This window comes from Castellaniella sp. MT123, from assembly GCF_039614765.1.
In the GTDB taxonomy this organism is placed as follows: domain Bacteria; phylum Pseudomonadota; class Gammaproteobacteria; order Burkholderiales; family Burkholderiaceae_B; genus Castellaniella.
Genome location: NZ_CP154879.1, coordinates 1,706,648 through 1,732,495, shown reverse-complemented (window position 1 = coordinate 1,732,495; position 25,848 = coordinate 1,706,648). Strand labels below are relative to the sequence as shown.

Genomic DNA, 25,848 nt, shown 5'->3' with positions numbered 1-25,848 from the left:
TTTCAGGCCAGTCTGCCGGGACACCCTCTGACGCGTCACTAGAGTCTCAGGCCTCATTGCCAGGCCTAACGGTGACCGCGCGACCGATGGAAACAGTCGTGCGATCCGAGTACTACGGTCGCATCCGTCAGACCGTGTTCAGCACTATCGATGTGTCTTCGGCCGTGGATCAGTCCCGCGACAGGGTGCGAATCGAAGTCGATGCCATCATCGCCGAAACCGTGCGGGCTGAGGACCTGCCGGTGACCCTGTCCGAACAGCGACTGATGGGGCAGGAGATCCTGCACGACATGTTCGGGGTCGGGCCGATCGAACCGCTGCTGCAGGATGAGTCCGTCAACGACATCATGGTCAATGGCCCGGATCAGGTCTATGTCGAACGGTATGGGAAGCTCGAACTGACCCCCTTGAAGTTCCGTGACAATGCGCATGTGGTCAACGTCGCCCAGCGGATCGCTTCGTCCATCGGGCGCCGGGTGGACGAAAGCAGCCCGATGGTCGATGCGCGCCTGCCCGATGGCAGCCGGGTCAACGTCGTACTGCCGCCGCTGGCGATCGATGGGGCTTCGATCTCGATCCGGAAATTTTCCCGCAAGGACCTGACGCTGCCGCGCCTGGCGGCCCGAGGTTGCCTGTCTCCCGCGATGGCGCGGGTGCTGGAAATTGCCGCTTCGTGCCGTATGAATATGATCGTGTCAGGGGGGACGGGGTCTGGCAAGACGACCTTGCTGAATGCTCTGTCGCGCTACATTTCACCCGCCGAACGTGTGGTCACGATCGAAGACGCTGCCGAACTGCAGCTGCAGCAGCCCCACGTGGTGCGCCTGGAAACGCGCCCTCCCAATCTGGAAGGCCTGGGGCAGGTCACCCAGGGGGACCTGGTGCGCAATGCCCTGCGGATGCGGCCGGACCGCATCATCCTGGGTGAAACCCGGGGTGCCGAGGCGCTGGACGTGCTGCAGGCCATGAACACCGGCCACGATGGTTCCATGACAACACTGCACGCCAACAGCCCGCGCGATGCCATGACGCGGCTGGAAAGCATGGTGATGATGGCCAATGGCAATCTGCCGCTTTTCACCATTCGCCGCCAGATGGCCAGTGCGGTGAATCTGCTGGTACAGGTGGAGCGTATGCGCGATGGCACACGCAAGGTCACCAGCATCATGGAGATCGCGGGCATGGAGGGCGACGTCATCGTCACCCAGGAACTGTTCCGTTTCAATTACGATGCCAGCGCCTTCGACGACGAGGTGCGCGGGTCCTATGACAGCACGGGCCTGCGTCCGCTGTTTGCCGACCGGGCACGGTATTTCGGGATGGAATCCGCGCTGGTGGAGGCGATGCACCCATGACGTCGATCGATATTGTCACCGTGTCTGTTTTTGGCGCGGCGATCTTGCTGGGACTAGGGCTTTTTGTCCTGGCAGATCTGCGTCGTGAACGACCTGGTCATCGCGTGCGGGAACGGTTGCGCTCAGTGGCGGGGGGAGGGTCCAGCTCCTGGCTGCATGCCAGGGTGATGGCGGATCTGGAGAGGGCCCAGTCAGAAGCCCGTCGCCGTCGGCGTCGGCAGAGGCTCGGAACGCTGGGCTATGTGCTGAACCGCCTGGATACCGTCATGGGGCAGGGCGGAGGGCGTCGTTTGGCCTACGTCATGGCGGGCCTGGTGCTGCTGGATGGCGTCGTGATCGCTCTGGGGCTGGTGCCCGCACATTGGTGGACAGCCTTGCTGTTGCTGATCGTTGCGCCGGTACTGGTGGGCGTGGTCAGCTATCGCTGGCTGGTGGCGCGTTTTCGCAAGCGTTTCCTGCACCTGCTGCCTGATGCGATGGACATGATCGTGCGGGCCAGCCGTGCCGGGATCCCGGTGACGCAGTCGATCCGTTCGGTCGGCCTGCAGTTTGCGGCCCCCTTGGGACAGGAGTTCCGCCGTATGGGCGACAGCCTGCTGCTGGGCAATGATCTGCAGGATGTCCTGGATGATGCCGTGCTGCGCGTCGAGCTGCCGGATTTCACGTTCTTTGCCGTCTGTGTCCTGCTTCAGCGTGAATCGGGCGGGTCCGTCGTCGAGGCACTGGAGAACCTGTCCGGCATCATCCGGGCGCGGCGTGACCTGGCGCTCAAGGCCAGGGCGCTGACGGCTGAGGGCCGCCTGTCGGGTCTGATCCTGTCCTTGCTGCCATTTATTCTTATCGGCGGCTTGTATGCCACCAATCCATCCTATGTCGAAGTTCTGTTCATGACGGAATCCGGCCAGAGGCTGCTTTGGGTGGCGATTTCCATGTTGATTGTCGGCATTTTGGCGATACGTCATCTGTCACGCCTGGAGGTGTGAGTCATGGATCGCGCATTGGGCTGGTTCGATGGTCTGATCCTGCTGCTGTTGTTGGCGGGTGTTGGGCTGTACCTGTATGCCCGTGCCAGTCAGCGTGCACGTCTGCTGGTTCGGGCGGTCAGCGAGGTTCAGCGTCATGGTAGCCGGGGTGGTCCCAGTGAATCCCGGACCGCAGACAATGGTGTGTTGCGGGCATTGCGGCGGATCGGAACCATGGTGCCGCTGATGAATGCGGCGCAGCGTACAGAAGCATCGGCCAAGCTGGTGGCGGCAGGCTATCGCTCGAATCAGGCGCTTTTCGTGCTGATGGCCTTGACCCTGTTGACAATCCTGCTGGCGGTGCTGCTTTTGTCGATGTTTGGCTCATCGTATCTGGAGGGCCGGGGTGTCCTGGTCTGGCTTCTGGCTTTCCTGGGGAGTGGCTACCTGGGCAGCCTGCTGCCTCGCCTGATCCTGGACCGCCTGGTCCGGCGCCGCCAGGAGGCCATCCGCCTGAGCCTGCCTGACGCTCTGGACCTGCTGGTGATCTGCACCAATGCCGGTCTGGCCTTGAACGCTGCACTGGAACGCGTGGCCGACGAGATGGAGGTCGTGGCACCCGCCCTGGCCGATGAACTGAAGCTGACCGCCACTGAACTCAAGCTGAGCAGCGAAATCGAAAGTGTCCTGACATCGCTGGCGGAGCGCACCGGGATCGAGGGCATGCGGACGTTAGTCAATACGTTTCTGCAGGCACGCCAGTACGGGACAGCAATCACTCAGTCGCTGCGCATCCTGGCCAAGACCGAACGCACGGCCCGCATGATGCGTTTGGAAGAACGCGCAGCCAAGATGGCCGTGAAGATGACGGTCCCCATGATGCTGTTCATCTTGCCTACTGTCGTAATTGTCGGCGCGGGGCCAGCAATTCTCAGTTTGATGAAAACTTTGGGGTCCATGTGACGCCAGCCATCCGTAGGGAGTTCTCATGAAGTCACGCATGTTCCGATTGGTTTTCTGGCTGGCCGCGGGATCTGTCCTGACCGGCTGTGTGACCCAGAAGACAGCCGTACGCCCGCTGGAAACCGTGGTCGATCAGGCCGCCCTGGAAGCGGGCGACCTGCGGATTGCCGCCAGTGCCTTGCAAAGTGGTGATGTGCAAGTCGCCCGATCTCTGTACAAAGATCTGGCGCGGTCGCACCCCGATGTTCCGGCGGTCTGGCAGGGTCTGGGGGATTCCTATTTCCTGGCGGGCGAGTTCGAGGCCGCCCAGGCTACTTACGCCAAGGCGCAGGAGATCGCCCCCACGCTGCTGGCACCGCAGTTGGCGCAGGCCCGTGTCCTGGTGCGCCTGCGTCAGCTGGATCAGGCCCGTGCACGGTTCCAGGAGATCCTGGCGCAGGATCCGGATCAGCCTGTCGCCCTGGCGGGGCTGGGGGTGGTGTATGACCTGTCCGGACAGCCCGAATTGGCCCAGCAGACCTATCGCAAGGGCTTGACGGCCCATCCGGGGGACGAAGCCTTGCGTACCAATCTGGGTCTGTCCCTGGCCCTGACTGGCAAACCCCGCGAGGCCATCAATGTCCTGCTGGGCAACGCCGGGGTGGCGGGCAGCCTGCCGCAGCGGCGGGACAACCTGGCGCTGGCGTACGGCGTCATGGGTCGGGAGGACGCGGCGGAAGACATCCTGCTGAGTTATCAGCCGCGCGGTCTGGTCCAGGACAACCTGGAGTTCTACCGCTATCTGCGCCAACAGCTTGGGCAACCGGGGCCGGAACCCACCCCGACCGCCAAGACGGCAAAGAGGTGATCTCATGGCATCCACCAGACGCCGCATCCGCGATCTTTGGCGCCACCAGCGGGGGGTGACGGCGCTGGAATACGCGCTGGTGGCTCCGCTGTTTTTCCTGGTTCTGTTCATGGGCATCGAGGTGATCTTCATGCTTCTGGCCGATTCCACGCTGGATACCGCCGCCAGTAGGATTACCCGCATGGGGAAGATCGGCCAATTTCAGGGTCAGGATTGCCATAACAAGGTGATGGATCAATTGCGGAATGAATTGTCGATCTGGGCGGACACTACCAATCTGCATGCGGATGCCAAGATCTATAAACCCGGAGAAAACAATTCATTTCAGGCACTGGATCAGAACTACACCCCGGTCTGCGATACAGGGGATCGAGGTGATATGGTGATTTTCCGTCTGGGCTTTGATAAACCGGGACTGACGGGTGTGATTCATTATCTCGGGCTGGATGTATTCCGCTTTGAGCGGATCGTGGTGATCCAGAACGAACCCTGAGGAAGACGACGATGCCTGGCCACATCAAGCACCTAATCCGATCTGATCGCGGGGTTGCTGCCATCGAAGCGGCCATGATCCTGCCGATCATGATTTTCTTCATCTTCGGCACGATCGAAATCTATCAGTACTTCCGGGCGGCGGCCATTCTGGACCGTGCCGCCTTTTCGGTGGCGGATGGGATTGCCATGCAGACGAAACTGGTTGGAGATGGTCCCTGCAACGCGACGGACCATCTGTGTACCTATGGCGTGGTGGTCGGCGACCTGATGCGCCCGGTGGATTACAAGAACAAGGGCCGGATGACGATCCGCCTGTTTGGAACTGATACCGATGCCAGCGGGGTGACCTCGTGGACCAGCGGCTCAGTCTGGGGCTGGACGTGCGCCGGGGATGGAAACTGCTTACCAGGGGCGGCCGGATCGTTGCCATCAGGCATCCCCGCCCCGGCACCCAAGGACACTTTGTTGGTTGTGCAGGTGTTTCAGATCTACGAGCCATTCCTCATCACCTCCAGATTATGGTCCAGCCTGGGCGGTAGTACGGAGTTGTCCACCACGGCGTTCTATCGCCCGCGGTTCGAGGATCTGAAAACGCTGAATTGATGCGAACCTCTGCAGGGCCGGAATCCTTGCCAGGAGACTTTCATGAAGACGACGCGGCAAAACTGTTTGCATCGCCTGGTTCATGATCAGCGCGGTGCCATCGCGATCACGTTTGCCCTGACTTTTGCGAGCATGCTGGGCGGCACCCTGTTTGCCGTGGATATGGTGCGCTATAGCGCCACCCAGAGCCGTCTGCAGAATTCCCTGGATGCGGCGGTGATTTCGGCAGGCCGCAAACTGGCCGACTACAAACCTACGCAGGGAGGTGAGCCCAGCCAGGCATGGAAGGACGATGCCTATGCGTTTTTCAAAGCCAACATGCCGGCCCGGTACCTGGGGTCGGACATTCCGCTGGACACGCTAAATATTGTCTATAGCGAAGAGCGGGTCGGGAGCAGCGGTCAGTATCTGTCCGGTCAAGTCGTCAGTATGACGGTCAGCGGGAAGATGCCCTTGTTGAGCACGGGCTTCAACAACTTGGCGCCCATGAACGTCTATGCGGTCAATTCGGCCATCCGCCGGGTGCGCAACGACCTGGAACTGGTGCTCGCGCTGGATAACACGGGGTCGATGGGACAGTCTTCCGGCAGCACGCTGCCGGGAGAAGCCACTCGGATGGATATCCTGAAAAAATCGGCCAAGGGGCTGATCGATACCGTCATGTCCGCCGCCGCAGCCGGGGGGCAGACGGATGGGGTCAGTGGCGCCTATATCGGGTTGGTGCCGTTTACGGACTCTGTAAATGTGAAGAATATCAGTGGGGCGAAGGGCTGGCTGAACAAGGGCGGCAACCTGACACACCCTGTGAATCTGCAAAACGTCATCGATCAGGTGTGGGGCGGCTGCATCGTGGAACCCAGGCCGTCCGCGATTGGGTGGACGGCGAGTAATCCGCTTCCCGCGTTGGTGCTGTCGCCGACGGCCGGATTCATGCCGATGATTTCCACATACAGCATTTTCTATACGCCGGTTGCACTGAATTCGACAAACGGCGGTAGCGCGAATAATTATCTAATCAGCCTTAACAAGGTGGAATCGGGAGCGGGCTATTACAATTTCCAACCGCCCACTATCCCCTATCTTGACCGCCGCTTCCTCTCCGTGCTGGTTGATAATGGCAGTAGCGCGACCGTCGTGCCAGATCAGAAGCTGGATTGGCTGGATAAATGGCCAGTTGGCCAAACATTGACTAGTCTGCCTAGACGGTTTCAGGTCAATCTAGCTATGGAAACCGGTCCTTGCACAAAATCGATGGCGATGTTCCTGAGTCAGGATGGGACCGCGCTTAATAGCGCTGTAGATACTATGGCCGCGTCGGGAAATACGAATGTATCGACGGGCCTATTGTGGGCATGGCGGATGCTAAGTCCAGTATGGCAAGGCTCCTGGGATGGCTCGCAGTTGCCACGCGCGGCAGCATCCAAACTCAGAAAAGTAGTTGTGCTTTTGAGTGATGGAGACAACCAGCCGGCACCTGCGAAATCCAGCATTGCTGGGGGCAACAAGGATATTGCGTTCACGGTTAAGTACGCCTTTGCTTCTTGCACATCGCCCAACGACAAAACTGGCGTTTGTAACGACCAATCCGGTTGGTCGACTACTTCGAAGACCGATACCGTCAAGGTGGGTACGGTGCTCGAAGATAAGAGCAAGAATCCTGCAACCCTGTCTCTGTCCAGTTTCAGGCAGTGTCCCCTCGATGGATTGCTGATGGTGGATCTTACCGCGATGACGCCTGACAGCTTGACGCCTGGCTATTACAGAGCGAACTGCTCAACAACCGCTGGTTCTCCTCATTCGAATCAGACTGGATATTCGACGAGCGGCGCGGACGGCTTAGGCACTGCGGCACTGAACACCTATATGGCCAAACTCTGTTCGAACGTCAAGGCGGATACCAGCAGTGACATCCAGATCTACACTCTGACTTTAGGTCAGGACGTATCGTCGACAGCCAAAAACCTTATGAGCGGCTGCGCCACCGACGCCAACCACTATTTCGACGTCAGCAATGCCGCTGAACTGCCCGACGTCTTTGCCCAGATCGCTGGTGCTCTGACGGAATTGCGGCTGACGCAGTGAGTTTCTCCATTCCTGTGCCTTCAGGAGGACCACCGCAGCGCAGCCGCCGGGGTCCTCGTGCATTTTTATACCTTCGAGGTGCCTTGGCCTGGGCATGCAGGACGTCGTCTTGACTTTCCGCCGCATCTGGTCTTAAATTCAAACGATCGTTTGAATCTATATCACAACAGGTTGTCCAGGCTCCGGCCATCTGCCGGACGGACAGTCATACACCCGGAGAACTGGAGATGCCCGACTACAAAGCCCCCCTGCGCGAGATCCGTTTCGTGCGCGATGAGGTCCTGGATTATCCCGCCCACTATCGGTCCCTGCCGGGTTGCGCGGACGCCACGCCGGATACGGTCGATTCCATCCTGGAAGAAGGCGCGAAATTTTGCCAGGAGGTCCTGGCGCCCTTGAACCAGGTGGGCGACCGCGAGGGCTGCACCTGGTCGGCTGAAGGCGTGACCACGCCGAAGGGCTTCAAGGAAGCCTATGCCCGGTATGTGGAAGGCGGCTGGCCGGCGTTGTCGCACGACCCGGCGCACGGCGGGCAGGGGCTGCCCGAATCGCTGGGCATGGCCATCAGCGAATTGATGGGCGAAGCCAACTGGGCCTGGGGCATGTACCCCGGCCTGTCGCATGGCGCGATGAACACCCTGCAGGCCCACGGCACGCCCGAACAGCAAAAGACGTATTTGGAACCCTTGGTCGCCGGGAAATGGACTGGGACGATGTGCCTGACGGAACCCCACTGCGGGACTGATCTGGGCATGCTGCGCACCAAGGCCGAGCCCCAGGCCGACGGCAGCTATAAGATCAGCGGGACCAAGATCTTCATTTCCGCCGGCGAACACGACATGGCGGAAAACATCGTTCATATCGTGCTGGCCCGCCTGCCGGACGCGCCGGCCGGCACCAAGGGCATTTCGCTCTTCATCGTCCCGAAGTTCCTGCCTGGCGCGCAGGGCGGGCTGGGTGTGCGCAATGCCGTCAGTTGCGGTTCCATCGAGCACAAGATGGGCATCCACGGCAATGCCACCTGCGTCATGAATTTCGACGGTGCCGTGGGCTATCTGATCGGGCCGGTCAACAAGGGCCTGAACTGCATGTTCACCTTCATGAACATGGCCCGTTTGGGGACGGCGATTCAGGGCCTGGCCCATGCCGAGGTCGCCTTCCAGGGCGCCAGCCGCTATGCGCATGAACGCCTGCAGATGCGCGCCCTGAACGGCCCCAAATTCCCGGACCAGCCGGCCGATCCGATCATCGTCCACCCCGACGTGCGCCGCATGCTGCTGACGATCAAGGCATTCGCCGAGGGCAACCGCGCACTGTTGTACTACGCTGCCCAGCAGGTGGACATCGCTCACTACAGCCAGTCTGCCGAGCAGCGCGAACTGGCGGAAAAGCTGCTCAGTTTCCTGACGCCGATCGCCAAGGCCTTCATGACGGAAACCGGCTTCGAGGCCGCCAACCTGGGGGTTCAGGTGTTTGGTGGGCATGGCTACATTGCCGAGCACGGCATGGAACAGAACGTGCGTGACAGCCGGATTTCCATGCTCTACGAGGGCACCACTGGCGTGCAGGCGCTGGATCTGCTGGGCCGCAAAGTCCTGCTGACCCAGGGCGAGACCCTGCGCGCTTTTACCAAGGTCGTGCACCAGTTCTGCAAGGCGCAAGGCGGCAACCGCGCGATCTCCGAATTCGTCAAACCCTTGGCTGAGCTGAACAAGGAATGGGGCAGCCTGACCATGAAGATCGGCATGTCGGCCATGACCAACCGAGAAGCGGTGGGGGCGGCATCCGTCGATTACCTGATGTATTCCGGGTATGTGACGCTGGCCTATTTCTGGGCCGACATGGCCCGGGTTGCGGCCGAAAAACTCAAGGCGGGCGAGGGCGATAAAGCCTTCTATCAGGCCAAGCTGCACACCGCGCGCTTCTATTTCGCGCGGATCCTGCCGCGTACCCGCGCACACGTTGAAGCCATGTCGTCGGGGCCGGGCGTGCTGATGGACATGCCCGCCGAGGATTTCGCGCTGGGGTATTGATCGGTTCGATCCGCTTCATATTCTGCAGGGCGGGCCGCGCTTCCCAAAGGGGGCGCGGCCCGCCCTTTGTGCTTTCTCGCTCTTGAGAAAATATCTCGAAGTTGCACAGGTTCCAGCGTCGACGCGCCGGCGGGATAGTCCGTTAATCAGGGTTTTCTCTGATATAACGGCGCCTTATGGTGGACTCATGAAAAGGCACTCGTCGGTGCCAGGGATTGCGCTTAGTATTTTGACCAGTGGCAACTATCCGACTTCATGCGGTTTTCGGGTAGATAAACAGGAGACGGGAACACCATGTTTGATCTGACGATACGGAATGGAAAAGTATGCACCGAAGAAGGTGTGGTACAGACCGATATCGGGGTGACCGACGGCGTCATCGTGGCACTGGGCACGGGTTTGCCTGCGGGGCACAAGGATGTGGACGCCTCCGGACTGATCGTCCTGCCTGGCGGGATCGACAGCCATTGTCATATCGAGCAGTTATCCGGCATGGGCGTGATGACCGCCGATGATTTCCAGACAGCGACCCGGTCCGCGGCGTTTGGCGGGACGACGACCGTGATTCCGTTTGCGGCCCAACGCCGTGGGGAAAACCTGTTGCAGGTGGTGGAGGACTATTCGCGCCTGGCCCGGGAAAAGGCGGTGATCGATTACGGGTTCCACCTGATCCTGTCCGACCCGACCGAGCAGACGCTGGCGGAGCATCTGCCTCGCGTGATCAAGGATGGGATTACATCCTTCAAGGTCTACATGACATATGAGTCCTGGAAGCTGGACGATTTCCAGTTGCTGGATGTGCTGCATGCCGCAGGCAGGCACGGGGCCATGGTCATGGTGCATTGCGAGAACAATGACATCATCCGCTGGGTGACCCGCCGTCTGTTGAACGATGGATACACCCATCCAAAGTACCACGCGGTGGCGCATGACCCGCTGGCCGAAAGCGAGGCGACCTACCGGGCAGTCGCTTTGTCCCGCCTGCTGAGTGTGCCGATCTTGGTGGTTCACGTGGCCGGCCTCGAAGCGGTCAGGGTCATCCATGCCGCGCAGACTATGGGCGCGCACATTTACGGCGAGAGCTGCCCGCAGTATCTCTTTCTGACAGCCGATGACATCGATCAACCGGGCGTGGAAGGGGCCAAATTCTGCTGCAGTCCGCCGCCGCGTGATTCCGCTTCCCAGCAGGCGGTTTGGGACGGGTTGCTGGGTGATACCCTGCAGGTGTTTTCCTCGGACCATGCGCCGTATCGTTTCGATGAGACCGGAAAGCTGCCGCATGGCGAGGCGACGACCTTCAAGCAGATGGCCAACGGGCTGCCGGGCATCGAACTGCGGATGCCGTTGCTGTTTTCCGAAGGTGTGAATACCGGGCGGATGAGCATTGAAAAATTCGTCGCGCTGACGGCGACCAACCATGCGGTCATGTACGGCCTGTATCCGCGCAAGGGTGTCATCCGGATCGGTAGCGATGCGGATCTCGCCCTCTGGGATCCCGCATTGAAAAAGACGGTTCGTTGGGAAATGCTGCATGACGCGGTTGGCTATACGCCCTACGAGGGGCGTGAGGTGACCGGTTGGCCGATCGCGGTGTTCAGCCGGGGGCGGCTGGTTGTTGAAGGCGGTGTATTGCACGCCCAGCCGGGCGATGGCCAGTTCCTGCCTTGCGGAGAACCGGCGCCGATCGCACGGAACAAGAAAGAAATTCAGCAAGGCGTCATTGTCAAAAAAATCTTTGCAGTCTGAACTGCGATCTACAGGAGACGGGTCATGGAGATCTGGAAGAAGAAATTGGTGGTTCTGGGGGTCATTGGGTGTGCGATGGCGTTTCAGGGGGTGGCAGCGGAAACCCTGACCACGGGTGTGGATCCGACCTTTGCGCCCATGGCGATGCAGAATCTGAACGGCACGCTGGAAGGCTTCAACATCGACCTGGGAAATGCGCTGGCCAAGGAATTGGGGGGCATGATCAAGATCGAGCCGTCCCAGTTCTCGGCCATCATTCCAGCGCTGAATGCCGGGAAGTACGATTTCGTGCTGGCGCCGACGACAGCCACCCCGGAACGGGCTCAGTCCCTGCTTTTTTCTGAGGGTTATTTCAATACCGACTACACCTTCGTTCAGAAGAAAAGCGCGAAGCCTTTTACTTCGCTGGATGAGCTGAAGGGCAAGAAGATCACCGTCAACAGCGGGTCGGCCTACGAGGCCTGGGCCAAGGCCAACCAGTCACAGTACGGTTTCCAGTATCAGGTGTTCAGCACGACGGCGGATGCGATTCAGGCCGTCCTGTCCGGGCTGGCGGATGCGGCTTTGATCGACAATATTTCCGGCCCGTGGGCGGCCAAGAAGAATCCGCTGCTGCAAACAAGCTACACGATCCGGTCGGGCAAGGTGTTCGCCCTGGTTTTCCGCAAAAACGACGTCAAGGGCCGGGACCGGTTGTCCAATGCCCTCAAGTGCCTGAAGAAGAAAGGGGTCGTGGCCGGGCTTGTCGAGAAATGGCTGGGCACCAAGCCGGGGCCCGACGCGGCATCCGTGAAGATAGAGCCGGGCGAGGGGGTGCCGGGGTTGCCTGGGTATGACCCCACGCCGGTCGAATACACCTGCAAGCCTTGATGGAAGATCAATGATGATGGTGGACGAAATGCGCGTGGGACGGACCGGGGGCGAGGCACCCATCCTTCAGCTTCGGAACTTGCATAAGATGTATGGAACCACCGAGGTGCTCAAGGGCGTCGATCTGGACGTGCAGGCGGGCGAGATGGTCTTCATCATCGGCCCATCCGGGTCGGGCAAGAGCAGCCTGCTGCGGTGCTGCAACCGGCTCGAGGAAACGACGTCCGGCGCCATTCTCGTGGACAGCGAGGAAATCACCGCGCCCAAGGCCGACCTGAATCGCATCCGGCAAAAGATCGGCATGGTGTTCCAGCACTTCAACCTGTACCGGCACATGACCGTCCTGTCCAATGTGGCGCTGGCCTTGCGCAAGGTGCAGAAGTTGCCACGCACGGAGGCTGAGGCACGGGCGAGCGAGGCACTGCAGCGGGTCGGGATGGAGCATCGGGCCGACTATTATCCGGATCAACTATCGGGTGGCCAGCAGCAACGGGTGGGGATTGCACGGGCCCTGGCGCTGAACCCGAAGATCGTACTGTTCGATGAACCGACCAGCGCGCTGGACCCGGAACTGGTCGGTAGTGTGTTGAAGGTGATGAAGGATCTCAAGGCCGGCGGCATGACCATGGTCGTGGTTTCCCACGAAATGAGCTTCGCGATGGCTGCGGCCGACCGTGTGGTTTTCATGGATGGCGGCAACATCGTGGAACAGGGCACACCGCAGGAAATCTTCGGCAACCCCCGCCACGAGCGCACGAAGGCCTTTCTGGCCAGCGTATCGCATCACTACTGAAGGGGGATTTCAGTATGAATCTGGATGCCTTGCACGCCGCATTCTTCAATCTGGACATCGCCCGGCAGGCGGTGACCCCCGTGCTGCAGGGCATGGCGGTGACCGTGCAGCTCGGGGTGTTGATCACGCTGACCGGGCTGGTGGTCGGACTCGTGCTGGCGTTCGTCCGTGCCATGCGTGTTCCCGCGGTCAATTTCTTCATCATTGCCTTTGCCGATGTCATGCGCGCCATGCCGCCGCTGGTGTTGCTGATGGTCCTGTTCTTCGCCTTTCCATACATCGGCATTTCTATGACCGCCTTCTTCGCGACCTGGCTGGCTCTGTCGCTCGTGCTCAGCGCGTTTGCGGAAGAAATCTTCTGGGCCGGCATCCAGTCTATTCCCAAAGGACAAGGCGAGGCTGCCCGCTCCACCGGCATGAGCTGGTTTCAGTCCATGGTCTGGGTCATCGTGCCACAGGCCTGCAAGCTGGCGGTGCCGCCTCTGACCAATCGGGTCATCGCCATTACCAAGTCGACAGCGCTTGGGGCGATCGTCGGCCTGAGTGAAGTGCTCAACAACTCACAAACCGCCAGCAGCACGCTGGGAAACGCTACACCGTTGACCTTGGGTGCACTGGGGTGTCTGGTGATTTTCGTACCGATCGTGCTGGCCAGCCGCATGCTGGAGCGCCGGTTCCAGTGGAAGAATTAGGCGAGACATCCAGATGCAAGAATTACTGCAAAATTTCTTCAATCTTGACATTTACCGCAGTGTCACGCCCTATTTGCTGGAAGGCCTGCTGACCACGGTGTGGTTGTCCGCCCTGGTGATACCCCTGGGGCTCGCCTTTGGTCTGTTGGCAGCCGTCCTGTCGCAGGAAATGCATAACCGCGTGTTGCGCGCCCTGCTGGTCGTATATATCGACGTGTTCCGGGCCTTGCCACCGTTGGTATTGCTGATTTTCATCTATTTTGGTCTGCCTTTTTTGAACATCGGCATTCCGAAGCTCGCGGCGGTCGCCTTGTGCTTTACCCTGAATACCAGTTCCTATTTTGGTGAAGTGTTCCGGGCAGGGTTCGAGAGCGTGCCCAAGGGGCAAATGGAAGCGGCCAGATCGACCGGATTATCGCGCCTGCAGGCCCTGATCCACGTACAGATCCCGCAGGCAACCCGGGCCGTGATGCCGGATCTGATCAGCAACATGCTGGAGGTCGTCAAGCTGACGACGCTGGCCAGCGCCGTGTCCTTGCCTGAGCTGCTGTATCTGGCCCGCAATGCCCAGGCGCTACTCTACAACCCGTCGCCGCTGGTTCTGGCTGCCATCCTGTATCTGATCATTCTGCTGCCGATCGTGCGCTATCTGAGCAAGCTGGAAAAACGCAAACTTGCCAGGATGAGTCACTAAGAAACCGGGATTAGCGGTATGGACGGCATGCCCGTGGCCTCGGGTTTCAGAGAAGGGCCGCTTCCTGCTCCACAATGTTTCCGAAGGCGCGGCCCAGCAGCGACAGGGGTTCGTAGCGGGAGTGCGCGAGATAGAGTTCCAGGGAATGGCTCGGGTTCAAGGGGCGGGCCACCAGTGTTTCTCCGCTCTGGCTGGCTGCGATGGTCTGGTCGACGATGCCGAATCCGAGGCCTTGCGAAACCAGGTCGCAGACGTTTTGCTGGGCGTCCACCTCGATGGAGACGTTCGGCTGTTTTTCCTGGCCTTCGAAGATGCCGTCGATCACCTTGGCCAGAGGGGACCCGCTTCGGTAGGACACGATGTTTTCATCCGTGAGTGTTGAGACGTCGATCGCATCCTGGACTGCCAGAGGGTGGTCCACGGGCAGTATGCAGACCATGGGGATGGTCCCGACATGAGTGGATTGAAGGTTGGGGTGATTCGTGGGAACGAAGAGCACGCCGAGTTCGCTTTCGCCATCCAGAACGCTGCGGACCAGCGAGTCGTAAGTGAGTGTCCGGAACCGGATGCGCACACCGGGGTGAGACAGGGTGAAGCGATGAATGCACCGGGGGATTAGGCCATGACCGATGCTGGGACTACTGACGATCCCGAGCAAACCCTGTTTTTTTTCGCCGAGTTGCGTGGCGAGGCTGGTGACGCGTGTGATGCCGTGATAAACGGTCTGGACCTCGTTGAAAAGAATCCGGGCTTCTGTTGTTGGATAAAGTCTGCCTTTGATCCGCTCGAATAGCGGGTAGCCGAGTTGTTGCTCGGTGTGGGCCAGCAGGCGGCTGACCGCGGGCTGTGAGACGAACAGAAGTTTGGCCGCCGAGCTGATGGAGCCGGTCACCATGATTGCACGGAACGTATTGATCTGTTTCAGGTTCACTGCTTTTTAGCCCCATAACACGAGGTTAATACTCAAGGACAAATCAGTATATCGGCAATGATCCTGCCCGACGATAGAATGAAATACCGCTGCAAGAGATCGCTATGGACAAGACTATATACGTCATCAATCCGAACTGTCTGGTCGAGGTTACACGAGGCTTGAAAGCCAGCCTGGCGCCTTTCGAATGGAATGCCGGGCCTCGGATCGAGTGTATGACGCTGCGTGATGGGCCCCCTGGCATCCAGACGGAGCAGCATGTTGAATCCGCAGCGTTGCTCGTCGGCAGGTTGGTTGCCGATCTCGAGCAGACGCGGGGGGATCAGGTCGGTGCATACGTGATTGCTTGCTTCAGTGACCCTGGGCTCTACCTTGCACGTGACCAGACCCGTAAGCCTGTGTTGGGTATCCAGGAGTGCGGTCTGCTGACTGCCATGAGTCTGGGGCAGCGTGTTGGGGTCATCGCGATCCTGAAAACGCTGATGAATCGGCATGCGCGTGCCTATGCCGCTGCAGGAATTGCGTCGCGCATCGCTGGTGAACTGCCACTGAGCTTGGGCGTGGCTGAACTGCAGGATGAAGGGACGACTCGCGCGCGTCTTCTGGAGGTCGGAAGGCGGTTGCGCGATGAGTATGGATCGGAGGTTCTGGTACTGGGATGCGCGGGCATGCCGCAGTATCGGGCCTGGCTGGAAGACCAGTTGGCCGTACCCGTTGTCGACCCCACCATGGCTGCGGTCGCCATGGCATTGGGCCGCGTGCTGGACGCGGGCTGAATCGATTCTTGAATCAGGAGCAAGTATGCATACACGGAATTTCTCCCGTAAATTTGGTCTGGCTGTCGCCCAGGTGGGAGGGATCGATCTGGCCGATAGTAGGGAAAGCGTCGTCAAGCGATTATTGGAAATGCTGCGCGAAGCGCACGCGCGAAAGTCTGATTTCGTGGTATTCCCGGAATTGACCTTGACCACGTTTTTCCCGCGCTATTGGAATCCGATAGAGGAAGTGGAGGCTCGCTATTTCGAGAAAAGCATGCCCAATGCGGTAGTGCAGCCTCTGTTTGATGATGCGAAGCGATTGGGAATCGGGTTTTATCTGGGGTATGCCGAACTGACCCCCGAAGGAAGGCGCTTCAATACGTCCATCCTGGTGGATAAATCGGGCAGCATCGTGGGTAAATACCGCAAGATTCACCTGCCTGGTCATGTGGATTACAAGCCTGAAGCGCCCTTTCAGCATCTCGAGAAAAAATACTTCGACGTGGGCGAAGAAACCTGGCGCGTGTGGAACCTGGATGGTGTCCGTACCGGGATGTGTCTGTGCAATGACCGTCGCTGGCCCGAGACCTGGCGCGTGATGGGGCTGCAGAGCGCCGAGCTGGTCGTTCTGGGCTACAACACCCCGGCGCACAACATTCACTGGCATGAACCCGTGCATCTGCGCATGCAGTCCCACCTGCTGTCCATGCAGTCGGGCGCCTATCAGAATTGCGTCTGGGCCGCTGCCGCGGGCAAGACTGGTTATGAGGATGGCTTTCATCTGATTGGTGGGTCCGTCATCGTCTCTCCCGCAGGTGAAATCGTTGCCCAGGCAGCAACGGAGGACGATGAGGTCATCACGGCGTCGATCGATCTGACCATGGGTGAGAACTTCAGGAAGAACATATTCGATTTTGATCGGCATCGACGGCCGGAGCACTACCAGTTGATCGTCGATCGAGTGGGGGCTGGTGATTCGCTGTAAGGCGAGCATGCCGTCGACAAGGTAAAAGGGCTGCGCAGGCAGCCCTGTTTATTTATACACTGGTCGCCTTTGCGTCCGACGGTCATCCCCCATGCTCTTCACACTGCTGAACATCGTCCTGCCGGTTTTCGTCGTCGCGGCCCTGGGATTCGCCTTCGGGAGGCGCCAGGCGCGTGCACCGGATATGGAGTTCATCAATCATGCCAATGTGATGGTGTTCTGCCCGGCACTGGTGTTTTCCGCCCTGCTGGACAATCCGGTGAACCTGGCGCAGGGCTGGCCGCTGGTGGTGGCCGGGGTGCTGATCATCGTGATTCCAGGCCTGCTGTTGTCGCTGATCCGCCGTCCCGGGGTGATCCGGCCGGCGTTTCTGGTGCCGGGGATGTTCCGCAACACGGGCAATATCGGTATTCCCCTGATGATGCTGGCCTATGGCAAGGATCTGCTAGGCGACATTGTCGTGCTGTTCGTGATCTCGAACCTGCTGCAGTTCTCCCTGGGCCTGTTTCTGTTGTCGCGCGGCAGCAATCGCTGGCTGTGGCTGCGCAATCCGAATATCTGGGCGGCCGTGCTTGGGGCCGCGCTGGCCCCGCACCGGGACTGGCTGCCGCCGTTCGTCACCACTTCGTTCGATCTGACCGGACAGATCGCCATCCCGCTGATGCTCTTCGCACTGGGGGTGCGGCTGTCGCAGGACCGGATCGAGCAACTGGGGCTGGCCCTGAGGATCAACGTCCTGTACCTGCTGGCCGGTGCCCTGACGCTGCCGTTCGTGCTGTGGCTGCTGCCCCTGACGCCGGAATGGTCGCGCCTGGTGGCGCTGTCGGTGATGCTGCCGCCGGCGGTGCTGAATTATCTGCTGTGCGAGCAGTACAAGGTGGAGCCCAGGACGGTCGCCAGCGTGGTGCTGCTGGGCAACCTGCTGTCCGTGGGCACGATCCCGCTGGTGGTCTGGGCGACGCTGGAGTGGATCTGAGGAATCAGACCCGCGCTTCGGCTGGCGGCATCTCGATCTTGACTTCCAGGACTTCCAAAGAATCCTGACGGTCCAGGTTGACCTTGATGTCGTCGGGGTTGATCTGGACGTATTTCGAGATCACTGCGATCAGTTCCTGCTGCATCTGCTGCAGGAAGTCCGGGCTGCGCCCACTGCTGCGCTCGTTGATCAGAATGAGTTGCAGGCGGTCCTTGGCGATGCTGGCCGACTTCTTTTTTTCGCCGCGCAGGAAATCCAGGAACGGGAACGACATGGTCATTTGCCTCCGAACAGGCGCTTGAACAGGCCCGGTTTTTCGTAGTCGACGAAGCGCAGGGGCTTTTCCTCGCCCAGATAGCGCGCCACCACATCTTGGTAGGCCTGGGCGACGTCGGATTCGCGTTTGTGAATGGCGGGGACGCCTTCGTTGGAGGCCTGCAGCACGATCTCGGATTCGGGGATCACGCCGATGAGGCGGATGCGCAGGATGTCCTCGATGTCGTTGAGCGACAGCATCTCGCCATCGGCGACGCGTTTGGCGTTGTAGCGGGTGAGCAGCAGGTGTTCCTTGATGGGATCGTCGCCCTTTTCGGCGCGGCGTGATTTGGCCGACAGGATCCCCAGAATGCGGTCGGAATCGCGCACCGAGGAGACTTCCGGGTTGGTGACGACCAGGGCGTCGTCGGCGAAGTACGAGGCCATGATGGCGCCGGTTTCGATCCCGGCGGGCGAATCGCAGACGATGTAGTCGAAGCCCATTGTGTCCAGGTCGTTCAGGACCTTTTCCACGCCTTCGCGGGTCAGGGCTTCCTTGTCGCGGGTCTGTGAGGCGGGTAGGATGTACAGGTTTTCCAGCTGCTTGTCGCGGATCAGGGCCTGATTCAGGGTGGCTTCGCCTTGGATCACGTTGACGAAATCATAGACGACCCGGCGTTCGCAGCCCATGATCAGGTCCAGATTGCGCAGCCCGACGTCGAAGTCGATCACGACTGTCTTGTGGCCATGCAGGGCCAGCCCGGCCGAAAAGCTCGCGCTGGTGGTGGTTTTGCCGACCCCGCCCTTGCCGGAGGTGACTACAACGATGCGCGCCATGGTGTCCGTATTCCCCTGATTTCAAAATTCATGACATCGTAAAGCAAAAAGACCCGGGAATCGTGCACTGCTGCACGATGTACGTATCCGGGTGTGACGGGTTTCTTATAAAGCCCGGATGTGCAGTGTTTCCCCGTCCAGCACCACCTGGGCCGCCTGATTATGCAATGAGTCCGGCAGCTTTGTCTCGACCACGCGGTAGACGCCGGCGATGGCGAGCAGTTCCGGGTCCAGCTGGGTCGTGAAGATCATGGCGTCGGTGCGTCCCTGGGCGCCCGCCATCGCCTTGCCGCGCAGTGGGCCGTAGATGTGGATGTGCCCGTCGGCAATGACTTCGGCGCCCTGGCTGACCATGCCCATGATGATCAGGTCGCCGCCTTTGGCATAGATGCGCTGGCCGGATCGCAGCGGATGACGGATGACCAGGGTCTGGCCCGCCGGTTGGTCGCCGGGTACGCTGTCGGGAATGGATGCCGTGGCGGTGTCGGGGACGGATGTCGGGGCACCGTTGGCGGCCTGGGGCGCGGGCGTGGCACCATGGCGCGACCTTGTGCCGGCGCCGATGTCGGTGCTGGATTCGGCGCCCGCGCTAACGGTGGGTTCGGGACGAGGCGCGGATGCCCTGCCGGCGGCGGCTTCCAGTGGCGCCAGACCGGCCTTCAGGGCGGACCCCAGCAGGTCGGGATCGGCCTGCACGCCGATCGGGTGCAGGTGATGCTTGCGCATCGCGGCGACCAGGGCCTTCCAGTCGGGTGCCTGGGACAGACCCTGAGCGTCGAGGATGACGGGCTCGTTCTCGTAGAAGGCGCCGGCTTCCTGCATGCGCTGGTCCAGCGCCTGCAACAGGGCCGGGGTATCGTCCGTGTGCAGCACCGCGCGCAGTGTGTAGAGTGTGGCGCTCTTGAAATCCAGGGTGGTGGAGGTGGTGGCCATGGCGTGTATCAGGCCCAGGTGTCGCGCAGTGTGACGGCGCGGTTGATCACCGGATGGCTGGTGGTGGATTCTTCGCGGTCGGCGACGAAATAGCCGAGGCGTTCGAATTGCCAGGTCGTGCCAGGTTCAGCCTGGGTGCCGGGTTCCAGCCAGGCCTGCGTCACGTGGCAGGAATCCGGATTGATGGCCTGCAGGAAATCCTGGTCGCCGCGGTCGGGGTGTGCGTCGCGAAACAGCCGGTCGTAGAGCCGGACCTCGGCCGCGATCGCGTGTGCCGCGCTGACCCAGGTGATGGCGCCCTTGACCTTGATGGCGTCGGCGCCGGGTGTGCCGCTGCGGGTGTCGGGCAGGTATTCGGCATGAACTTCGGTGACTTCGCCTTGGTCGTTTTTGACGCAGCCGGTGCAGCGCACGACGTAGCCGTATTTCAGGCGCACCAGATTGCCGGGGAACAGACGGAAGTATTTCTTCGGCGGTTCTTCGCGGAAGTCGTCGCGTTCGATCCAGAGTTCGCGCGTCAAGGGGAATTTGCGCCGGGCGCCGTCGGGATCGTGGGGGTTGAGCGGAGCCGAGCAAGGTTCGGCATGGTCCGCCGGGAAGTTCGTCAGGACGAGTTTGACCGGATCCAGGACCGCGACCGTGCGGGCCGCGACCGGGTCCAGATCGTCGCGCAGCGCCTGTTCCAGCACGCTGTAGTCGATGCGGGAATCGGCCTTTGACACACCCAGCCGTTCGCAGAACAGGCGGATGGCGCCCGGCGTATAGCCCCGGCGGCGCAGACCCGCCAAGGTGGGCAGCCGGGGGTCGTCCCAGCCGTTCACGTGGCCTTCGGTGACCAGCTGGCGTAATTTGCGTTTGCTGGTGACCACGTAGCTGAGGTTCAGGCGCGCGAATTCATACTGGCGCGGCAGCGGTGCGGCCAACTGGTCGAGTTCGGCCAGGTGTTCCAGGATCCAGTCGTAGAAAGGGCGCTGGTCCTCGAATTCGAGCGTGCAGATGCTGTGCGTGATGCCTTCCAGGGCGTCTTCGACCGGATGCGCCCAGGCATACATCGGATAGATGCACCAGTCATTTCCCGTGCGGTGATGGCTGGCGTGGCGGATGCGGTACAGCACTGGATCACGCAAGTTGATATTGGGCGAGGCCATGTCGATGCGGGCCCGCAGGGCCATGCTGCCGTCGGGGTGTTTGCCTGCCCGCATCTCGCGCAGCAGCGTCAGCGATTCGGTGGCTGGGCGGTCGCGCCAGGGTGAATTCGTACCGGCTTCGGTCAGCGTGCCGCGTGTCGCGCGCATCTCGTCGGCCGATTGCTCGTCGACATAGGCGTGGCCCGCCTGCACGAGGGCTTCGGCGAACTGGTACAGCGTGTCGAAATAGTCGCTGGCGAAATAGCAGTGTTCCGTACCGTCCTGAACCCAGTCGAAGCCCAGCCAGTGGACCATGTCGATGATGGCGTGGACGTATTCGTCTTCTTCCTTTTCGGGGTTGGTATCGTCGAAGCGCAGATGGCAGATGCCCTGGTAGTCGCGCGCCAGGCCGAAATTCAGACAGATGCTCTTGGCGTGGCCAATGTGCAGATAGCCGTTGGGTTCGGGCGGAAAACGGGTGCGGATGCGGGCGGGGTCGATCGCGCCGGCGCGGCGGACCGCCGCCGGGCTGGGCGGGGGCGCCCACTGCCGGCCCTGGTAGCGACCCGATTTCAGATCGTTGTCGATGATGGTGCGCAGGAAATTCGAAACGGGCGCGGAGTCGGTGGTCATACAATCCGGTGCATAATAAACTAGCGCACATTATGACTCAAACCGCATGGGTTCTGTCGCTGACCCAGTTCTATCTCAGCCTGGGTTTCATGCTGCTTTTTCTGGCGCTGGAACTCGGGCTGGCCTGGGTATTGTTCGTCCTGCGCCTGCGTGCGCGCCGGGGCGCGGCGGCGCTGCTCGCCTACCGTTTCTGGGTGCGTGTGTATGCGCTGGCACTGATCGTCGGCTTTGCCGCCAGTCTGCCGCTGCTCTTCCAACTGGGTACGCTCTGGCCCGATTTCATGGATCGGGCGGGCGAGGTCGCGGGGCCGTTGCTGGGCATGGCCATCCTGACCGCCTTTATCTTCAAATCCTGTTTCCTGGGCGCCATGCTGTATGGTCAGCGCTGGCTTTCCGAATCGGCGCACACGGCGGTGGTCGGGATGGTGGCGTTGGGGACATCGCTGACCGCCTGGTGGGTCGTGGTGCTGCTGGCCTGGCTGCAGTGGCCGGTTGGCGCGAGACTGGTGGAAAATCATTACCAGATCCAGGATTGGTTCGCCCTGCTGGGTGGCGCGGCCCCCGCGCTGTTCGGGGTGCTGGCCAGCGGCGCGCTCATCCTCGCTGCGACCCTGATGCTGTCGCTCACGGCCCAGCGTACGCGAGCCCGGCCCAGCGACGCGGGGGACCGATCGGTCTTCGCCGGCGGGGCATGGTTGTTGCTGGTGGCAGTGGTGGCGCAGGCGGTGCTGGTCGCCGGGCTGGGGCGCCAGCTGCTGCCCGTGCAGCCGGCCCGGGCGGCGGCGGTCATTCCGCAATGGGTCACCGGGCCGGCCGAACACGCATCCCTGCTTGCCTGGCTGGATGTGGCTGGCGGACGCAACACCTGGGCGCTGCCGGGGCCCAGTATCCCGCCAGACTGGCTGCCGCCGAAACCGGCACTGGATGGCGCGCCGCGTTCCGGGCCGAAGGAAACCGCCGCTGATGCGCCGAAATCACCGGCCGAAAATCCCCCTGCCGTCCCGGAAATTCAGGGGCTCAATGACCTGATCGGCATGCGTCCGCCTGTCTGGCTGACCTATGCCTCGTCGCGCCTGGCCGTTCTGCTGACTGGGCTGCTGGGGCTGATGGCGGTGTGGGCGCTGTGGACCGGGCGCCGGCTGGGGTTCGAGCCCGACAGTCTGACGCCGGCCGGGCGCATCGGCCTGCGGGTCACGGCCTGGTTGGCCCTGATCCTGCAGGGGGTCGGCTGGGGGCATCTGCTGGTCGGCAGCCTGCCCTACGCGATCTACGGAACCGTCACGTTGCGCGAGATCGGCACGGTTCAGGGCGAGGGCGGGCTGTGGCTGGTCCTGGGGCTACAGGTGCTGGTGTATGGCGCCCTGGTGCTGGGCTTTCGCCAATTGCTGGGGCACACGATGCGCTATGGGGTCGTCCCCGTGGCGCGCTACCGGGGACGGGCATGATCGATTCGCTGGCGGCCCTGCTGGGTCTGGGGGCGCAGGATCCCGCATTCTGGATGCCTCTGGCGCTGATGCTGGTGTTTTTCTCGATCCTGGTCGCGGGGGTGCTGCTCGACGGCTTCGATATCGGCGTGGGGTGCGTGTCCCTGGTGGCACCGCCGGCGTTGCGGCCGCGCATGCTGTCGCTGCTCAGCCCGTGGCGCGATGCGAACGAATTCTGGTTGTTCCTGGGCGTGGGGCTGTTTGCGGTGGCGTTTCCCTATGCCTGGTCTCAGACCCTGGGGCGTCTGTACGTGCCCCTGTCCCTGCTGGGGCTGGGGACGTTGTTGCGATCGGTCTGCTTCGAGTGGCGCCTGCGTGCCCCGGCGGAACAACAGGGGCGCTGGCTGTTCGGTTTTGGCGCGGGTGCCGTCCTGGTGGCATTTTCCCATGGGTACCTCCTGGCCCAGGTGGCGGTCGCCTACCAGGCAGGTGCCGGTTATGTGGGTTTTGCGACCCTGATGGGGGTATGCGCCGTGGCGGTCTACAGCCTGCTGGGTGCGGCCTGGCTGATGATGCGCGAGGCGGGCGAACTTCGCGTCCGGGCGGTCGGCTGGGCGCGGCGCACGCTGCGCTGGAGCGCGGTGGGCGCGGTGGGTGTTTCGGTGGTATTGGATTTTTCCAATGCTGGTGTCTTCCTGAAGTGGGGGGATGGTCGCCACTGGCTGGCGGTCGGGATGGTCTGGGGCCTGCTGCTGCTGTGTTTCGTGCTCACTGAAATGACGCTGCAGCGCATGATCGCCCACAGCTACCGGGCCTCGGCCTTGCCGTATGCGCTGGTGCTGGTGATCCTGCTGCTCCTGCTGGGCGGGCTGGCCTACAGTTTCTTCCCTTATCTGGTGCTCGACGAAGTCACCCTGTGGGATGCGGCAGCGCCGGTGGCGACATTGCGTCTGGCGTTGTCGGCCACGGTGGTGGCGTTTCCGGTGGCGATCATCTTCAACCTGTGGGTGTACTGGCGCATGCTGGGCCGGTCGCGTCCGCCCAGCCCGCCGCGTTTCCGGGGCTAGGACCTGATCATGGGACGGTATCCGCGCCTGAGGGCCGACGGGGTGATCGCCATGCTCTTCTGGGCGGCGTTCGCCGGCCTGGGTGGGGCGGTGGTGACGATCGCCTTTCATGCGGGCATTCATGCGATCCAGCGCCTTTTTTCCGATCATCCCGGTCTGATCACGCAAGTGATGGGCGGTCTCCCCTGGACCTTGCGCGTGCTGGTGCCGGCGATCGGCGGTCTGTGCGCGGGCATTTTGCTGGTGGCGGCGCGGCGCGTGTCGCGCGACGCGCATTCCGGCTACATGGAGGCGGTGGCCATCGGTGATGGTCGCATGTCCATCGGGCAGGGGCTCCTGCGATCTCTGTCTTCGTTGTGCACAGTGGCCAGCGGCGGATCGATCGGCCGAGAGGGCGCCATGGTGCATCTGGCCGCCTTGTGGGCATCGGGTCTGGGGCGGTTTCTGAAGGTCGATACGGCGCATCTGCGGCTGCTGGCGGCCTGTGGCGCGGCAGCCGGGGTGTCGGCGGCCTACGGGGCGCCGCTGGCGGGGGCTGTGTTCGTCGGCGAGATCATCCTGGGATCCATGTCCTTCCAGAATTTCGGGCCTCTGCTGGTGGCCGCGGCCGTCTCCAGCCTGGTCATGCACCTGACCGGACACTACGAGGCCCGCTATCCCTTGCCGGATCTGGCGGCTGCGCCCGCCGACCTGCTGCTGCCTTGCCTGGCCCTGGGTGTCCTGGCGGGCGTCGGGGCGGCGCAGTTCCTGCGTGCGATTCATGGCGTCAAAACACTGTTCGGCCGCACAGGCCTTTGGCTGCCGCTGCAGCTGGCACTCGGGGGGCTGCTGCTGGGGGCATTGCTGACCCAGTTGCCCGAGATGGCGGGTAACGGCAATCGGGTGGTGTTGTCGCTGCTGCATGACGACTGGGCCTGGCAGACAGTGCTGCTGATGCTGCTGTGCAAGGTCCTCGCCACGGCGCTGACGGCCGGTTCCGGGGCGGTGGGCGGGGTGTTCACGCCGATGCTGTTCGTGGGCGGCGCCCTGGGGGTGCTGTTTGGCCAGTTGCTGGGCGATGCCTGGCCGGCGTTGGCGGGGCATGGCGCCGTGTTCGCCCTGGTCGGCATGGGGGCGTTCCTGGCGGCTGCCACCAGCGCGCCCTTCATGGCGATCTTGATGATTTTCGAGATGACGCTCAGCTATCAGATGGTGCTGCCGCTGGTGCTGGCCTGCGTGGTGGCGTATTACGTCTCGCGCGGGTTGGCCCAGGCCGTGATGTATGAAGTCACCCTGCACCACGAGGATAACCAGGCGCTGCGACAGCGCCTGCGCGAGGCACGTCTGGACAGCCTGTTGCGTCCCGCGGAAACGGTGGTGCGCACCGATGCGCCCGTGCGCCAGGCACAGGAAATGTTCCTGGATTATCCGGTCAAATACCTGTACGTCGTCGATGCCGAAGGCGGCTGGCAGGGGGTGATCGCCCAGCAGGATCTGACGCGCATGATGCTGGGGGAGATCGACGTCGGGTCCAAGACCTGTGGTGAGGTCCTGCGGCTGGATTTCGTCAAGCCGCTCTATCCGGACCTCAGCCTGGACGAGGCGCAGGCGCTGTTCAGCGCCTTTCAGGGCGAGCGTCTGCCGGTGATCAGCCGCGACCAGCCGGCCCGCCTGCTGGGGGTGGTCTATAAATCGGATCTGCTGGAACGCTATTCGCAGCTGAAGCGGGCGGTGGACAGCGAGGATGCCTTCGTGCTGTCGCCGCGTCGCCGGTCGTAAGATATACTGTGATTTTCCACAGCCAGGGT

General features: G+C 61.7%; 24 protein-coding genes. 19 read left to right on the top strand and 5 right to left on the bottom strand.

What is annotated here, in order from left to right:
- Positions 1-86: 86 nt before the first annotated feature.
- From ABCV34_RS08110 to ABCV34_RS08050, 13 genes are all read left to right on the top strand, one after another.
- Positions 87-1,355: a CpaF family protein gene (locus tag ABCV34_RS08110; RefSeq protein WP_345795719.1), complete on the top strand. Its 1,269-nt coding sequence runs from the start codon at positions 87-89 to the stop codon at positions 1,353-1,355.
- Complete coding sequence (locus ABCV34_RS08105) at positions 1,352-2,338, top strand: type II secretion system F family protein (protein ID WP_345795718.1); 987 nt, start codon at positions 1,352-1,354, stop codon at positions 2,336-2,338. The genes ABCV34_RS08110 and ABCV34_RS08105 overlap by 4 nt, the downstream gene beginning before the upstream one ends.
- 3 nt (positions 2,339-2,341) lie before the next feature.
- The gene (locus ABCV34_RS08100; RefSeq protein WP_345795717.1) at positions 2,342-3,280 is read left to right on the top strand and encodes a type II secretion system F family protein; all 939 of its coding nucleotides are present in this window, start codon (positions 2,342-2,344) and stop codon (positions 3,278-3,280) included.
- A gap of 37 nt (positions 3,281-3,317) precedes the next feature.
- Positions 3,318-4,127 (top strand): tetratricopeptide repeat protein, encoded by an 810-nt coding sequence (locus ABCV34_RS08095; RefSeq protein WP_345795716.1) that lies wholly within the window; start codon positions 3,318-3,320, stop codon positions 4,125-4,127.
- A gap of 55 nt (positions 4,128-4,182) precedes the next feature.
- Positions 4,183-4,620 carry a TadE family protein gene (locus ABCV34_RS08090; protein WP_345795715.1) on the top strand — a complete coding sequence of 146 codons (438 nt, stop codon included), beginning with the start codon at positions 4,183-4,185 and terminating at the stop codon, positions 4,618-4,620.
- An 11-nt stretch (positions 4,621-4,631) separates the two neighbouring features.
- A complete protein-coding gene (locus ABCV34_RS08085; protein WP_345795714.1) occupies positions 4,632-5,225 on the top strand; it encodes a TadE family protein in 594 nt (197 codons plus the stop codon).
- A 42-nt stretch (positions 5,226-5,267) separates the two neighbouring features.
- A complete protein-coding gene (locus ABCV34_RS08080) occupies positions 5,268-7,307 on the top strand; it encodes a TadE/TadG family type IV pilus assembly protein (protein WP_345795713.1) in 2,040 nt (679 codons plus the stop codon).
- Positions 7,308-7,534: 227 nt separating this feature from the next.
- Complete coding sequence (locus ABCV34_RS08075; protein WP_345795712.1) at positions 7,535-9,340, top strand: acyl-CoA dehydrogenase C-terminal domain-containing protein; 1,806 nt, start codon at positions 7,535-7,537, stop codon at positions 9,338-9,340.
- A 294-nt stretch (positions 9,341-9,634) separates the two neighbouring features.
- Positions 9,635-11,086, top strand: coding sequence for a dihydropyrimidinase (gene hydA / locus ABCV34_RS08070; protein ID WP_345795711.1), 1,452 nt, complete (start codon positions 9,635-9,637; stop codon positions 11,084-11,086).
- Positions 11,087-11,110: 24 nt separating this feature from the next.
- Positions 11,111-11,956 (top strand): transporter substrate-binding domain-containing protein, encoded by an 846-nt coding sequence (locus ABCV34_RS08065; RefSeq protein ID WP_345795710.1) that lies wholly within the window; start codon positions 11,111-11,113, stop codon positions 11,954-11,956.
- Between the two features lie 88 nt (positions 11,957-12,044).
- Positions 12,045-12,749, top strand: coding sequence for an amino acid ABC transporter ATP-binding protein (locus tag ABCV34_RS08060; protein WP_345795709.1), 705 nt, complete (start codon positions 12,045-12,047; stop codon positions 12,747-12,749).
- 14 nt (positions 12,750-12,763) lie between these two features.
- Positions 12,764-13,441 carry an amino acid ABC transporter permease gene (locus ABCV34_RS08055; protein WP_345795708.1) on the top strand — a complete coding sequence of 226 codons (678 nt, stop codon included), beginning with the start codon at positions 12,764-12,766 and terminating at the stop codon, positions 13,439-13,441.
- Between the two features lie 13 nt (positions 13,442-13,454).
- Entirely contained in the window at positions 13,455-14,135 is a 681-nt protein-coding gene (locus tag ABCV34_RS08050) for an amino acid ABC transporter permease (protein WP_345795707.1), read from the top strand.
- Between the two features lie 46 nt (positions 14,136-14,181).
- On the opposite strand, the gene ABCV34_RS08045 is transcribed toward ABCV34_RS08050, so the two are convergent.
- The gene (locus ABCV34_RS08045) at positions 14,182-15,066 is read right to left on the bottom strand and encodes a LysR substrate-binding domain-containing protein (RefSeq protein WP_345795706.1); all 885 of its coding nucleotides are present in this window, start codon (positions 15,064-15,066) and stop codon (positions 14,182-14,184) included.
- 104 nt (positions 15,067-15,170) lie between these two features.
- On the opposite strand from ABCV34_RS08045, the gene ABCV34_RS08040 reads away from it, so the two are divergent.
- From ABCV34_RS08040 to ABCV34_RS08030, 3 genes are all read left to right on the top strand, one after another.
- Complete coding sequence (locus tag ABCV34_RS08040) at positions 15,171-15,842, top strand: aspartate/glutamate racemase family protein (RefSeq protein ID WP_345795705.1); 672 nt, start codon at positions 15,171-15,173, stop codon at positions 15,840-15,842.
- Positions 15,843-15,867: 25 nt separating this feature from the next.
- The gene (locus tag ABCV34_RS08035; protein ID WP_345795704.1) at positions 15,868-16,809 is read left to right on the top strand and encodes an N-carbamoyl-D-amino-acid hydrolase; all 942 of its coding nucleotides are present in this window, start codon (positions 15,868-15,870) and stop codon (positions 16,807-16,809) included.
- Between the two features lie 91 nt (positions 16,810-16,900).
- Complete coding sequence (locus tag ABCV34_RS08030) at positions 16,901-17,785, top strand: AEC family transporter (protein ID WP_345795703.1); 885 nt, start codon at positions 16,901-16,903, stop codon at positions 17,783-17,785.
- 4 nt (positions 17,786-17,789) lie between these two features.
- Here the strand turns inward: ABCV34_RS08030 and minE are convergent, their stop codons facing one another.
- The 4 genes from minE to ABCV34_RS08010 form a co-directional block, all read right to left on the bottom strand.
- Positions 17,790-18,059 (bottom strand): cell division topological specificity factor MinE, encoded by a 270-nt coding sequence (gene minE, locus ABCV34_RS08025; protein ID WP_345795702.1) that lies wholly within the window; start codon positions 18,057-18,059, stop codon positions 17,790-17,792.
- A gap of 2 nt (positions 18,060-18,061) precedes the next feature.
- The gene (minD, locus tag ABCV34_RS08020; protein WP_345795701.1) at positions 18,062-18,877 is read right to left on the bottom strand and encodes a septum site-determining protein MinD; all 816 of its coding nucleotides are present in this window, start codon (positions 18,875-18,877) and stop codon (positions 18,062-18,064) included.
- 105 nt (positions 18,878-18,982) lie between these two features.
- On the bottom strand, positions 18,983-19,810 hold the full coding sequence (minC, locus tag ABCV34_RS08015; RefSeq protein WP_345795700.1) for a septum site-determining protein MinC: 828 nt from the start codon (positions 19,808-19,810) through the stop codon (positions 18,983-18,985).
- An 8-nt stretch (positions 19,811-19,818) separates the two neighbouring features.
- Positions 19,819-21,570: a glutamine--tRNA ligase/YqeY domain fusion protein gene (locus tag ABCV34_RS08010; protein ID WP_345795699.1), complete on the bottom strand. Its 1,752-nt coding sequence runs from the start codon at positions 21,568-21,570 to the stop codon at positions 19,819-19,821.
- 32 nt (positions 21,571-21,602) lie between these two features.
- Here ABCV34_RS08010 and ABCV34_RS08005 point away from each other — a divergent pair, with 32 nt between their 5' ends.
- Genes ABCV34_RS08005 through ABCV34_RS07995 form a run of 3 tightly spaced genes read left to right on the top strand, consistent with a single transcriptional unit; the run spans position 21,603 to position 25,819 of the window.
- Positions 21,603-23,015 carry a cytochrome ubiquinol oxidase subunit I gene (locus tag ABCV34_RS08005; protein WP_345795698.1) on the top strand — a complete coding sequence of 471 codons (1,413 nt, stop codon included), beginning with the start codon at positions 21,603-21,605 and terminating at the stop codon, positions 23,013-23,015.
- Complete coding sequence (locus tag ABCV34_RS08000) at positions 23,012-24,061, top strand: cytochrome d ubiquinol oxidase subunit II (protein WP_345795697.1); 1,050 nt, start codon at positions 23,012-23,014, stop codon at positions 24,059-24,061. Before ABCV34_RS08005 ends, ABCV34_RS08000 begins: the two co-directional genes overlap by 4 nt.
- A 9-nt stretch (positions 24,062-24,070) precedes the next feature.
- A complete protein-coding gene (locus ABCV34_RS07995; protein WP_345795696.1) occupies positions 24,071-25,819 on the top strand; it encodes a ClcB-like voltage-gated chloride channel protein in 1,749 nt (582 codons plus the stop codon).
- The last annotated feature ends 29 nt before the right edge of the window (positions 25,820-25,848 follow it).